The 13014-nt window shown below is 73.5% G+C and carries 10 protein-coding genes; 4 read left to right on the forward strand and 6 right to left on the reverse strand.

From position 1 onward, the window contains the following. Positions 1 to 36: 36 nt before the first annotated feature. The gene (locus tag QFZ75_RS26580; protein WP_307540801.1) at positions 37 to 489 is read right to left on the reverse strand and encodes a MarR family winged helix-turn-helix transcriptional regulator; all 453 of its coding nucleotides are present in this window, start codon (positions 487 to 489) and stop codon (positions 37 to 39) included. A gap of 129 nt (positions 490 to 618) precedes the next feature. Here QFZ75_RS26580 and QFZ75_RS26585 point away from each other — a divergent pair, with 129 nt between their 5' ends. Further along, positions 619 to 1641, forward strand: coding sequence for an NADP-dependent oxidoreductase (locus QFZ75_RS26585; protein WP_307540804.1), 1023 nt, complete (start codon positions 619 to 621; stop codon positions 1639 to 1641). 223 nt (positions 1642 to 1864) lie between these two features. Here QFZ75_RS26585 and QFZ75_RS26590 read toward each other — a convergent pair whose 3' ends face one another. Further along, the gene (locus tag QFZ75_RS26590; RefSeq protein ID WP_307540806.1) at positions 1865 to 3022 is read right to left on the reverse strand and encodes a serine hydrolase domain-containing protein; all 1158 of its coding nucleotides are present in this window, start codon (positions 3020 to 3022) and stop codon (positions 1865 to 1867) included. 40 nt (positions 3023 to 3062) lie between these two features. Further along, entirely contained in the window at positions 3063 to 5612 is a 2550-nt protein-coding gene (locus QFZ75_RS26595; RefSeq protein WP_307540807.1) for a M14 family zinc carboxypeptidase, read from the reverse strand. A gap of 252 nt (positions 5613 to 5864) precedes the next feature. On the opposite strand from QFZ75_RS26595, the gene QFZ75_RS26600 reads away from it, so the two are divergent. Then, positions 5865 to 6671, forward strand: coding sequence for an EI24 domain-containing protein (locus tag QFZ75_RS26600; protein ID WP_307540808.1), 807 nt, complete (start codon positions 5865 to 5867; stop codon positions 6669 to 6671). A gap of 2 nt (positions 6672 to 6673) precedes the next feature. Here the strand turns inward: QFZ75_RS26600 and QFZ75_RS26605 are convergent, their stop codons facing one another. Together QFZ75_RS26605 and QFZ75_RS26610 are read right to left on the reverse strand one after the other, a co-directional pair. After that, positions 6674 to 7927 carry a pyroglutamyl peptidase gene (locus QFZ75_RS26605; protein ID WP_307540810.1) on the reverse strand — a complete coding sequence of 418 codons (1254 nt, stop codon included), beginning with the start codon at positions 7925 to 7927 and terminating at the stop codon, positions 6674 to 6676. A gap of 111 nt (positions 7928 to 8038) precedes the next feature. Continuing rightward, entirely contained in the window at positions 8039 to 8662 is a 624-nt protein-coding gene (locus QFZ75_RS26610) for a TetR/AcrR family transcriptional regulator (protein WP_307540812.1), read from the reverse strand. 129 nt (positions 8663 to 8791) lie between these two features. Here QFZ75_RS26610 and QFZ75_RS26615 point away from each other — a divergent pair, with 129 nt between their 5' ends. After that, positions 8792 to 11230, forward strand: a complete 2439-nt coding sequence (locus QFZ75_RS26615) for a glycoside hydrolase family 3 protein (RefSeq protein WP_307540814.1) — start codon at positions 8792 to 8794, stop codon at positions 11228 to 11230. 120 nt (positions 11231 to 11350) lie between these two features. Here QFZ75_RS26615 and QFZ75_RS26620 read toward each other — a convergent pair whose 3' ends face one another. Next, the gene (locus QFZ75_RS26620; protein ID WP_307544798.1) at positions 11351 to 12259 is read right to left on the reverse strand and encodes an SGNH/GDSL hydrolase family protein; all 909 of its coding nucleotides are present in this window, start codon (positions 12257 to 12259) and stop codon (positions 11351 to 11353) included. Positions 12260 to 12473: 214 nt separating this feature from the next. Between QFZ75_RS26620 and QFZ75_RS26625 the strand changes: the two genes are divergently transcribed. Next, positions 12474 to 12968: a DUF3145 domain-containing protein gene (locus QFZ75_RS26625; protein WP_307540815.1), complete on the forward strand. Its 495-nt coding sequence runs from the start codon at positions 12474 to 12476 to the stop codon at positions 12966 to 12968. Positions 12969 to 13014: the final 46 nt, after the last annotated feature.

The raw sequence follows: 13014 nt of genomic DNA on the forward strand, positions 1-13014 counted from the left end.
GGGGAACTGCGCGAGCGACCCCCAGCGGGCCGCAGGTCAGGAGTCGACGTCGGCGGAGCCGTCCAGCATGCGCAGCAGCAGCGCCCGCAGGGACATCTGCTCCTCCCGCGACAGCCCCGCCAGCGGCTCCCGCGCGAACCGCAGGGACAGCCGCAGGCTCCGAGCCACCCGCCGCCCCTCCTCCGTGACGGCGGCGAGCTTCACCCGCCGGTCCGAGGGGTCGGGCCGCCGCTCGGCCAGCCCTCGCGCCTCCAGCCGGTCCACGATCCCGGTCACGTTCGACGGTTCGCACTTCAGCCGCTGGGCCAGCCGCCGCATCGGCAGCGGTTCCAGCGACAGCAGGCTCAGCAGCCGCGCCTGCGCCCCCGTCAGGGCGTGCTCCGCCGCCGCGTCCTCGTACTCCTCGTGGTAACGGGCCACCACCGTGCCGATGAGGTCGACCACCTCGAGCGTCAGTGGGTCGAACGGGGGAGTCTGCTGGGTGCCCATGCCGACAGGCTACCCCGTTGCTTGACATCATGAAATATTCAGGAGCATGGTTGTTTCATATACTGAAGCATTCTGCCGTACGAAACCGCTGACGTACGGAGACCGCTGTACCGAGAAGGGCGTCCCCCCATGACCGACACCCCCGCACTGCCCGCCACGAACCGCGAATGGCACCTCGCCGACCGCCCGGTCGGCTGGCCGAAGCCCGAGAACTTCGCCCTGGTCGAGGCCGAGCTGAAGCAGCCCGGCCCGGACCAGATCGTGGTGCGCAACAAGCACCTCTCCGTGGACCCGTACATGCGCGGCCGCATGAGCGCCGCGAAGTCGTACGTCGCCCCCTACGAGGTCGGCAAGGTCATGCTGGGCGGCGCGGTCGGCGAGGTCGTCGCGTCGAACGCCGAGGGCATCGCCGTCGGCGACCAGGTCCTGCACCACTTCGGCTGGCGCGAGTACGCCGTGTTCGACGCCAGGCAGGCCGTCAAGGTGGACCCCCGGGCCGCGCCGCTCACCACGTACCTCGGCGTCCTCGGCATGACCGGCCTCACCGCGTACGCGGGCCTCCTGCGCACCGCCTCCTTCAAGGAGGGCGACTCCGTCTTCGTCTCCGGTGCCGCCGGCGCCGTGGGCAGCCAGGTCGGCCAGATCGCGAAGCTCAAGGGCGCCTCGCGGGTCATCGGCTCGGCGGGCTCCGACGAGAAGGTCAAGCTGCTCGTGGAGGAGTACGGCTTCGACGCGGCCTTCAACTACAAGAGCGGCCCCGTGGGCGAGCAGCTCAGGAAGGCCGCCCCGGACGGCGTCGACGTCTACTTCGACAACGTCGGCGGCGACCACCTGGAGGCGGCGATCGGCTCCCTCAACCTGCGCGGCCGGATCGCCATCTGCGGAATGATCTCCGTCTACAACAACACGGAGCCCGCCCCCGGCCCGAAGAACCTCGCCCGGCTCATCGCCACCCGCGGCCGTATCCAGGGCCTCCTCGTCGGCGACCACTACGACCTGCAGCCGCAGTTCGTCGAGGAGGTCGGTCCCTGGGTCGCCTCCGGCGAGCTCAAGTACCGCGAGACGGTCGTCGAGGGCATCGAGAACACCCTGGAGGCGTTCCTCGGGGTCCTGCGCGGCGACAACACCGGAAAGATGATCGTCACCCTCTGAGCAGCGGACCGGTGGCTTGCGCCCCCGCGTTCTCAAAGACGCGGGGGGGGCCTCCCGGGCCGGTCGGTCGGGCGCGGGCCGTGTGCGGCCGGTCGCGCAGTTCCCCGCGCCCCTGAAGGATCGCCCGGCCGCAGGCGCCCTGCTTCGAGGGGCGCGGGCCGTGCGCGGCCGGCCCCCACCGGCCCGCGCCCGACTCACACACCTCCGGCTGGCACCCCCCGGTTCACGAGGTCGCGCACGCCGCCGAGTGGACCGCCAGGACCAGCCGCTGGTTCTCCGGCGCCGCGCCGCCCGGGAACGCGATCCGCCGCCGTGTGTACCCGTACGCCAGCCCGGCCCGCGGATCCGCGAACCCCTGCGACCCGCCCGCCCCGCTGTGCCCGAAGGTCCCGGCTCCCAGGAACGGGTGCCACACGTCGGCCGTGGCCTGGAACCCGAGCCCGTACGACTTGTGCGCCCGCGCCACCAGGTCGTACCCCACGGAGTGGATCTGCCCCACCTCCGCCACCGTGTCCGGCTTCAGCAGCGCCGCCCGGCCCCCGGTCCCGGCCCCGATCGCCGCCGCGTACATCCCGGCGAGCCCGCGCGCGGAGGCGACCCCGCCGGCCGACGCCTGCCCGAGGGCGCGCACGGCACGGTGGTTGGGGAAGTCGGCCAGCGGCACGGCGTTTGGCCCGTGCTCGTTGAACGCGATCGAGGCCAGCGTGTGCGGCCCCCGGGGCGTCGCGTCCAGCAGCGCCTGCTCCGGCGGGGTCGGCGCCATCGGCCGCACCGACAGGTACCGGTGCTCCTCCGACTCGGGCAGCCCCAGGTGGAAGCCGAGTCCGTACGGGGCCCGCACCCGCTCCTCGTACACCTCCTGCAGCGTACGGCCCGTGACCCGTCGTACGACCTCGCCCGTGAGCGCGCCGATGACCAGCGCGTGGTACCCGAAGGCCGTGCCCGGCCGCCAGAACGGCCGCTGACCGGCCAGCCGTTCGGCGACGATCCGGTCGTCGGCCAGCTCGTCGAGGGTGAAGCCCCCCTCCACGCCGACCACTCCCGCCCGGTGCGCCAGCAGCTCCCGCAAGGTCACCGCGGACTTGCCCTCGGCCGCGAACTCCGGCCAGTAGTGCGCCACTTCGCGGTCCAGTTCCAGCGTGCCGTCCTGCACGAGGAGGGCGACCACCAGGTGGGCCGCCCCCTTGGAGGACGAGTAGACCCCGAACAGCGAGTCGCCGTCGGTGTCCGCGCCGGTCCACAGATCGACGACCCGCCGCCCCCGTACGTACGCACTCAACTGGCCCGCGTAGTCCGGTCGTTCGGCGGCGACGACGGACGCGAACTCCTCACGCACCGCCTGGTAGCCGTCGGCGACGGTGCCGTGGATCTCCTGTGCCATCCGTGCTCTCCTCAGATCTCTGTGTGCTGGGTCCCTGTTCTCAGGACACTGTCAGCAACGCCCGTGCCACCTGCGCGAATTCTCCCTTCGGATGATCGCGGAAGAGCGGCTCCGTGCCGAACAGCACCGCGTGCGGCCCGCTGACCACCGAGGCCCGCCCCGCCGCCTGCGCGGGCCCGCCGCTGCCGTCCTCCAGGGCGCGCCAGTGGCCGGACACGAGCAGGTCGCCGCTCGCGTACGACTGCTCCGCGCGCACCCCGGCGCCGAGGCCGGTGAACCACACCGGCGCGTAGACGAAGCCGTGCTCGGGGGCGCCGGCGGCCACACCGCCGGGCGAGTTGACCACACGCACCACGCCGTTGGCGTCCGGGTTGCCCTCCACCGCGTCGACCGCGAGGAGCCCCGCGGCGGCGTTGACGGCCGCTCCGGTGGTCCCGCGGCCCACCAGCCCCGCACGCCCCAGGAAGGCCTTCAGGGCGCTGCGTGCGGCCGTGCCCAGGCGCGCCGGGTCCAGCCCCGAGGAGGCGAACAGGACGTCCGCCCGCGACCAGTCGAAGCCCGCCTCGAGGACGGCCGTGGACACCGGGACCACGTCGAAGTTCATCTCGCGCAGCGCGAACAGCTCACCCGGTGTGACCGCCGCGGCGACCCGGACCCGCCGCAGCGGAGCGCCGCCGGTCTCCTTCGTCGCGTCGAACGCCACGTCGTACGTCCGCGCCAGGACCGCGGCCCTGCCGCGCGCCGAGGCGGGCACGATCGCGCCGCCGTCGGCCGCCCGCCGCACCGGGACACCGTCCGCCAGCAGGGAGTTGAGCGCGGCCACCTCCCGGGCGTCGTCGAGGCGCAGCCGCAGCGTGCCGCGGGGCGCCACGTACCCGACCGCCGCGGCGGCGTGCACCGGCCGGTCCGGCACGGAGAGCCGCGAGGTCCGTACCGTGTCGACGGTCGCGCCCCAGAGCCGGCCGAGGCTCCAGCCGGAGATGTCGTACATCACCGACACCTTGCCACTGATGTCGCGTCCGTCCGCCAGCAGGACGTTCGCCATGCCGCGCTTGGGCTGCCGCAGGTCGACGACGTACGACCCCTTCGCGTACGCCTTCCCGCCGAGCCGGAAGGCGGCCGTCGCCCGCCGGACCCGTACGTCGTTGGCGAGCAGGTGGTCGACGAGGCGGGCCGCGGCCGGGGCCGAGCGCTGGGCGCCCGCGCCCGCCGGGATCACGTACGCGCGGGGGAAGTCCGTCGTGTAGACGTCCTCCGGGCCGATGCCCGGCACACCCGGCACCGTCCCGGCGGAGACCGGGACCTGCGCGGCGCCCGTCACGCTCCGGCGGAACACCTCGATCTGGTCGGCGACGAGCGAAGTGCGGTGCGTACGCGCGTAGTCGAGGCTCGCGCGCATCGCCGCGCCCGCGACGGCCACGTTGATCGCCGAGCGGCGGCGCAGCTCGGCGACGGGCAGCTCGTCGTACTCCTCGTTGTTCACCGCCATCGGGAACTCCACCGTGTGCGCGGCGACCGTGCCGTGGAACGGCATGTACTGCGGGGTGAAGACCGGCGGCCAGTCGTCCCAGCCCTCCTGCTGGTCCCGGAACGGGATCTGGGCCGGTTCCACCCCGTCCTCCTCGGGGGTGTACCCGAGGCCGTTGACGGCGGCCTCCATACCGAGGGCGTTGGCGTAGGTGTTCTTCAGGAAGAGGTCGTACTCGTAGTTCTCGCCGTGCGGGGGAGTGGTCGGCTCGATGAGCGTGCCGTTGACGTATCCGTGCAGGTCGACCATGAGCGCGGGCTGCTTGTCGATCGCGATCTGCCGCATCGCCCGCACCTCGGGCTGCGAGGCGGTCACGAAGTCCCGGTTCAGGTCGAAGCCGTTGGCGTTCTCGCGGGTGCCGGCGATACGGCCGTCCGGGTTCGCGGTGATGTTGAAGTACACGCGGTGGTGGGCGAGCAGGCCGGCGGTGGAACCGTCCCCGGCCGTCGCGAGCTTCTCGATCAGCTTCAGGGAGGCGTCCGTGCCCTCCCACTCGTTGCCGTGGATGTTGTTGTTGAAGAAGACCGGCGCCTTGTAGTCGCGCCTGACCGCCGGGTCCTTCGCGGCGGCCGCGGGCGCGTTCTCGATCAGCTCGCGCATACGCTCCTGGGCGCGCGCCTGCCGGGCCGACTCGGGCGCGGTGACGGTGACCAGGTAGAGGCGGTGCCCGCCGGCCGAACGGCCCGCGACCTCCACGCTGACCCGGTCGCCCAGGCGCTGCAGGGCGTTCAGCTTCGGGGCGATGGCGTGGTACGGGGTCAGGCCCAGCTTGACGGACCTGTCCGCCGGGTTCCGCGGGTCCGGGGCGAGCACCTGCTCGCGCGGGTAGCCGCGTACGGCCCCCGCGCCGGGGGTGAGCCCGGTGACCGGGGCCGTCAGGGCCCGGACGGCGGCGTCCTCGGGCGCCCTGGCGGCTCCGCCGCCGAAGGGGCCGGAGCCCTCGCGGACCGGGGCCCCGGGGCGGGGCGCGGGGTCGGCGAGGGCGCCGTCCGGGGCGAGCAGGAGCGTGGCCGCCGCGGTGGCGACGGCCGTGGCGATCAGGGCGGGTCTCGGTAGGCGCACGGGTACCTCCGCGGAGAGTGCCTGACACGGGTCACTTCGGTACGGGAGGTCTACCTGTTCGACTCACGCGCAACAAGGGTGCGTTTTCCCTGCGGGGCTGGGGGCGGGAATGCGACCGCGGGCCGACGGGGGTTGCCCGCGCAGTTCCCCGCGCCCCCCAAAGGGCGCCCTCCCGGGGGCGCGGGGAACTGCGCGGGCAACCCCCACCGGGCCGCGGGCGGAAGACGCGGCGACCCCCGGTAGGGTGCACGCATGCGTGATCTCGGGGTCGGATTCAAGTACTTGCTGCGTGGCCAGCGCTGGGTGGTCCGGCACGGAAAACAGTTCGGCTTCGGACTCCTCCCCGGCCTCGTCACCCTCGTGCTGTACGCCGCCGCCCTCACCGCCCTGGCCGTGTGGGGCGCCGACTTCGTCTCCTGGGCGACCCCCTTCGCGGACGACTGGTCGAGCCCCTGGACCGGACTCTTCCGCGGTCTCCTGACCGCCGTCCTGTTCGCCCTCGCCCTGCTTCTGTCCGTGGTCACCTTCACCGCGGTCACCCTCGTCCTCGGCCAGCCCTTCTACGACAGCCTCTCCGAGAAGGTGGACCGGGACGTCTCCCCGGACGGCACGGCCCCCGAGTCGGGCCTCCCGCTCTGGCGCGAACTGGTCATCTCCACCCGCGACAGCATCCGCATCGTGACCCGGGCGCTGATCTGGGGCGTACTCCTCTTCGCGCTCGGGTTCGTCCCGTTCGTCGGCCAGACCGTCGTCCCGGTGATCGGCGTCTTCGTCACCGGCTTCTTCCTCACCGAGGAGCTGACGTCGATCGCCCTGCAGCGCCGCGGCGTCGTGGTCCGCGACCGCCTGGCCCTGCTCCGCTCCCGCAGGACGCTGGTGTGGGGCTTCGGCACCCCGCTGGCCCTCGCCTTCCTCGTCCCCGTCGTCGCCGTGTTCCTGATGCCCGGCGCGGTCGCGGGCGCCACCCTGATGGCCCGCGACCTGCTGGGCGAGGAGACCCGCGAGGAGCACGCGGAGGACGGGAACCCCGCCGGCCCCGCGAACTCCCTCGCTCCCTGACGTCAGCCGGCCGCCTCCGCCGCCACCGTCAGGATCGACCGCACCTGGGCGATGATGTCCAGCCGGTTCTGCACGAACTGGGCGTCGGTGACCGTCCCGCTCGCCGGATCCGTGTTGCCCGCCCCGAACTCCAGCACCGGCGTGTGCACATGGCCGCCGGGCAGCGAGCCGCCCAGACCGAGCCGGTCGCGCAGGAGCGTCGCGCGGTACGCGATCTCGTTGGAGAGATAGTTGCCGCCGCCGCCCGCCCGGGCGGTGGAGCCCGCCGTCGGCCCCTCGGGGCGCACCACGGCCTCCGTCCCGCCGGCCGGGATCTCGGTCACCGACGTGTTGTCGTACACGGGGAAGCGCCCCGTGTCGGCGGCCACGACGGCCTGGTACGGAAGGGTCGTCGTCGTCCACTGCGGCTGCGAGGCCGGGTCGGTCACCGGGACGGTCTCGGTGCGAGAGAGGTTCTCGTTGTCCGGGAAGCCGCCGCGCCAGGCCCCGTTGGTGCGCTCGACGTCGATGCGGCCCACCCGGCCCTGGCTGACCGTCGTGAACAGGTCGATGCGGGGCAGGTGCGGGCGCAGCGTCCGCTCGACCGTGCCCTCGGCGAAGTCCTGCCAGCGGACGGGGAAGACGGCGGTCTCGACACGCGCCGGACCGTCCGCCGTCCTGATCACCGTGCCGTCCAGCGCGAGCGCGGTCGCCCCCGACGGGTTGGAGATCCGCACGTCCCGGTCGAGCGTGAACGGGTCGAAGCCGGTCACCAGGATTCGCTTGATCTTCTTCGAGTGCGGGTACCGGATGGTGTCCTGGCCCCGCGAGGTCCGCTCCAGCGCGGCGAGCAGCCCGGTGCGCTCCGCCTGCGTGAGATCGAACCGCGGCTGCCACTGCCGTACTTCACGGGTCAGGCCGAGCCGGGCCCAGTACAGCGGCCGGTCGTCGTCCCGGCTCAGGTCACCGGCCGCGGGGCCGCGGCCCTGGGCCCGGTCCACCGCCCGCTGCCACAGCCTGCTGCCCTGCCGTTCGACCAGCCGCTCGGCCTGCGCGTACGAGCGCGCCGCGCCCAGCGCCCGGGCGAACTCCGGTGCCACCGTGTCGAATCCGGACCGCCGCAGGATCTCCTGGGGCGCCGCCCGGTCCAGGCGCTGCTCCTCCACGGTGGGCGCGGCCGCGGCTGCGGGGTCCTGCGCGGCGGATGCGGGCGGTGCGGCGAATCCCGCCAGCAGGGCCAGGCCGAGGGCGCCGAGCCGAACACGTATGTGGGTCAAGGTGGTTCAGGTCCTTCCGTCGCGAGTGGGGACGTCGTCGGATGGCGGCAGTATGCGGGACGGGCGGGACGCACGCCATGGCGCGTGACCGCTGGGGCCCCGCACCCGTCGCTACGGCCGGTCCTCGCCTTCGCCTTCACCTACGGCCTCTCCCTCTCCCTCTCCCTCTCCCTCTCCCAGGAGTGTGAGGAAGTCCCGGAACGCGGCCGGCATGTCCACCGACTCCGGCGCGAGCAGCCACTGGTACTGCAGCCCGTCCATCACCGCGACGAGCAGCGGGGCCGCCCGCTCCGGTGTGAGCCCGCTCGGCAGCCGCTCCCCGTACTCGGTCCGCAGCACCTGCGCCATGTTCGCCCGCACCGCCCCGTACCGCTCGGTGAAGAACGCGCGCGCCGGATGCCCCTCCGTGACGCTCTCGCCGAGCAGCGCCGAGAAGGTCTGCACGATTCCGGGCCGCATGGCGTTGTACTCGACCAGCTGGCCGAGCAGCTCCAGTCGCCACCCGGTGCCCGGCACCGCGTCCCACTGGTCGCGTTCCGCCAGCACGGCGACGAGCAGCGCCTCCTTGGTCGGGAAGTGGTGCAGCAGCCCCTGCGGGGTGAGGGCGACCCGCTCGGCGACCGCCGCCAGGCTCGCGCCCCGGTACCCCCGCTCGGCGATCACCTCGAGCGCCGCGCGGAGGATCTCCGCACGACGCTCCGTGCCCCTGGCCGACCTGGGCGTCCCGCTCGTCATGACGCCACCGTACGACGGACCCGGGTCCGCCCGCGGCTTTTGTAACGCCGACATAACAGAACCTACCGCTCGACAGGTGACGGATGCAGGATGGGGGGACGGAGCGGACTTCAACGAGGAGGCACGGCCATGGCAGGAACCCGGCCCACCCCGGCGGACCAGGCGCGCGAGACGGTGGTCGAGGCGGCCCTGGCCGCCCTCGACCTGGACACGAAGGCGCGGCTGCTCGCCGGACAGGACATGTGGTCCCTGCCCGCGGTGCCCGCGATCGGACTCCGGTCCCTGGTCATGTCCGACGGCCCGATCGGCGTCCGGGGCGTGCGCTGGACCGCCGACGACCCGTCCGTCGCGCTGCCCTCGCCGACCGCGCTCGCCGCCACCTGGGACCCGGCCCTCGCCCGCCGCGCGGGCCGCCTCCTCGCCCAGGAGGCCCGCCGCAAGGGCGTCCACGTCCTGCTCGCCCCCACGGTCAACCTGCACCGCTCGCCGCTGGGCGGCCGCCACTTCGAGGCGTACAGCGAGGACCCGTACCTCACCGGGCGGATCGGCACCGGATACGTGACCGGTGTGCAGGAGGGCGGCGTCGGCACCACCGTCAAGCACTTCGTCGCCAACGACGCCGAGACCGACCGCTTCACCGTGAACAACGTGGTCTCGCCGCGCGCCCTGCGCGAGCTCTACCTGGCCCCCTTCGAGGCCATCGTCGAGAACGCCCACCCCTGGGGCATCATGACCGCCTACAACTCGGTCAACGGCACGACGATGTCCGAGCACCGCTACCTCGTCAACGAGGTCCTGCGCGGCGAATGGGGCTTCGACGGCTTCAACGTCTCCGACTGGATGGCCGCCCGCTCGACCGTCGGCGCCGTCGGGGGCGGCCTGGACGTCGCGATGCCCGGCCCCACCACCGTGTACGGGCCCGCGCTCGCCGCCGCCGTCCGGGCCGGCGAGACCGACGAGGCCCTGGTCGACGAGGCCGTGCGCAACGTCCTGCGCCTGGCCGCCCGCGTCGGCGTCCTGGAGGGCGCCGAACCGGTCGTCACCGAGCCGCCCGAGACGGTGGACGGCGAGTCGCTGGCCCGCGAGATCGCCCGCCGCGCCTTCGTCCTCGTCCGCAACGAAGGCGCCCTCCCGCTCCCCGCCGGGCACTCGGTGGCGCTCATCGGCGCCGCCGCCCGTGACGCCCGCGTCCTCGGCGGCGGCTCCGCCACCGTCTTCCCCGCCCGGACCGTCTCCCCGCTCGACGGCCTCACCGCCGCCCTTCCCGAGGGCGCGCTGACCTACGCGGTCGGCGCCGACCCCAGCCAGGAACTGGCCGCCGCCGGCAAGGGGTTCACGCTGCGCGCGGTCTGCCGCGACGCCGGGGACACCGTCCTGGGCACGGACTCCGCACCCAGCGGCCACCTGCAGTGGATGGGCGACGACCTGTCCGACGGCGTCACCCACGACCGCCTCCACAGCGTCGAACTGAACGGCACCTTCACCCCGCGCGAGAGCGGCCCGCACACCTTCGGGATCAAGGGACTGGGCGCCTTCACGCTCACCGTCGACGGCACGGAGTACTTCGACGGGGTCCAGAGCACCGACAAGGACGACCCGTTCGTGACGTTCTTCGGCGACCCGGTGGCGCGCGCCACGGTGGAGCTGACGGCGGGCCGCTCCTACGCCGTCTCACTGCGCCACGTCGTCGTCGCCCCCGCCGACGCGCCCATGCGGGTCATCAGCTTCACGCTCGCCCACCGGGAGCCCGCGCGCGACCCCGACGAACTGATCGCCGAGGCCGTCGGGGCGGCCCGTGCCGCGGACACCGCGGTCGTCGTGGTCGCCACCACCGAACGCGTCGAGTCCGAGGGCTTCGACCGCACGGACCTGCGCCTGCCGGGCCGCCAGGACGAGCTGGTGCACGCCGTCGCCGCCGCCAACCCGAACACCGTCGTGGTCGTCAACTCCGGCTCCCCGGTGGAACTCCCGTGGCGCGACGAGGTCGCCGCGGTGCTCCTGTCCTGGTTCCCCGGCCAGGAGGGCGGCGCCGCCCTCGCCGACGTCCTCACCGGCACCCACGAGCCCGGCGGCCGGCTCCCCACCACCTGGGGTTCGCTGGAGTCGGCCCCGGTCACCCGGGTCGCCCCCACGGACGGCGAACTCCCCTACACCGAGGACGTGTTCATCGGCTACCGGGCCTGGGAGAAGGAGGGCCGCACCCCGGTGTACCCCTTCGGCCACGGCCTCGGCTACACCGACTGGACGTACGACGCCCTCGAGGTGACCGGCACGACGGCCACGGTCCGCATCACCAACACGGGCTCCCGCACCGGCCGCGAGACGATCCAGCTCTACGTGACCCCCACGCCCCCCGCCCCGGACCGCCCCGCCCGCTGGCTGGCGGGCTTCGCGAACGTGGAGGCGGCCCCGGGCGAGTCGGTCCAGGTCACCGTCGACCTCCCCGCCCGGGCCTTCGAGATCTGGGACGAGGAGTCCGGCAGCTGGACCCCGGTGAAGGGCACCTACGGGATCGAGGCCTCCCACTCCCTCACGGACACCAGGCTGAGCACGACGGCCGTCATCTAGACGACCGCCCTCCGGGGCCGCGGGGAACGCCACGGTCCTGGCGCCGGCGCCTTCAGGGGCGCGGGGAACTGCGCGACAAGCCCCCACCGGGCCGGCACCCGACACGACGCCCCGTCAAGGTCACCCCGGTGGCGTACGCGAGGTAATCCTCGCGTACGCCAACTCCGCCAGCCGCGCCTGACCGTTCCTGCTCGGATGGAACCAGTCCCAGTGACTGAGCTGCGCGGTCCCGAACCGGTACTCGAAGACCGCCCCGCCGTCGAACCGGCACCGCCGGTCCTTCGCGCACACCTCTTCCAGCACCGTGTTGTACGACTCGACCCGGTCCTGCACCCGGTCCCGCCGCGACGTCGCCGCCGCGGTCAGCGAGTCGGCGTCCCCCAGCATCGACGGGCAGATCCCCAGCTTCCAGATCTGCTTGCCGAGCTGGTTCTCCCGCCCCTCGGACCACAGCCGCTTCAGATCGGGCACGCTGGACACGTACACCTGCGTCTTGGGCAGCGCGGACCGCAGCGTGCGCATCGCGTCCTGGAACTGGGTGCGGAACCGCGCGACGGAGGTCATCGCGGACACCGAGGACCGGCAGGCGTCGTTCGCGCCGGCCATCACCGTGACCAGTTCGGGTCTGCGGGTCGCGGCCTGGGCCATCTGGCCGGGCAGGTCGGCCATGCGGGAGCCGGTCACCGCGTAGTTCCAGCTGCTGCGCGCGGCCCCGGCCTTGCCGAGCAGCCGTACCGCGAGACTGTTCACCGCCGTGTCGGTGCCGGTGGCCCAGGAGACCTCGGGGCAGTCGGACAGCACTGAGCAGGCGTCGAACCCGCGGGTGACCGAGTCGCCGACCGCGGCCAGCGAGTCCGGGCTGCGGTCCCAGGCCGGAGCGGGCCTGGGTGACGACTTCCGCACGGCCGTGCCCGACGGCCCGGGGGAGTCACCGCCCTGCGCGTCACATCCGGTCAGCCCCGCGACGCCGACCAGAGCCGCCACGGCGGCCGCGACGAGGCCCCGCGCACGACGACCACGCTTGCGCATCCACAGTTCCCCTCGTTCGTTCCGTCCGGCACGCAACGGCAGCTCGCCCCCGAGCGTCCTCACGGGTGAAACCTCCGTGCTCATGGACGCCGGGACCGACGGTACGTCACACTCCCCGCGCCGCCGCACGGTAGCCTCGCCACGTGGCTGCCCTGCCACTGAACGATCCGCCAAGCTGCAAAGTGCCCGCTCTGTCCGGAGGTCGGAGGTCCCAGTGACGACACGTGGAGTTCTCTACGTGCACTCCGCGCCGCGCGCGCTGTGCCCGCACGTCGAGTGGGCCGTCGCGGGCGTGCTCGGCACCCGGGTCAGCCTCGACTGGATCCGGCAGCCCGCCGCGCCCGGCACCTGGAGATCCGAGTTCTCCTACAAGGGCCAGGTCGGCACCGCGTCCAAGCTCGCCTCGGCGCTGCGCGGCTGGCAGATGCTGCGCTTCGAGGTGACCGCCGAGCCGTGCGCCACCGCCGAGGGCGAGCGCTACAGCTGCACCCCCGGCCTGGGCATCTTCCACGCGGTCACCGGCATCCACGGCGACATCCTGATCCCGGAGGACCGCCTGCGCGCCGCCCTGGCCCGTGCGCAGCAGGGCGAGACGCAACTGGAGTCGGAACTTCCCAAACTCCTGGGCAAGCCCTGGGACGACGAACTGGAATCCTTCCGCCACGCGGGCGAGGGCGCCCCGGTCCGCTGGCTCCACCAGGTGGTCTGAGCCCCGTAAGGGGCGCGGGGCAGTTGCATCTGCGGCTCGGCCGCGG

Origin of the sequence: Streptomyces sp. V3I8, from assembly GCF_030817535.1 — a bacterium.
Lineage (GTDB): Bacteria > Actinomycetota > Actinomycetes > Streptomycetales > Streptomycetaceae > Streptomyces.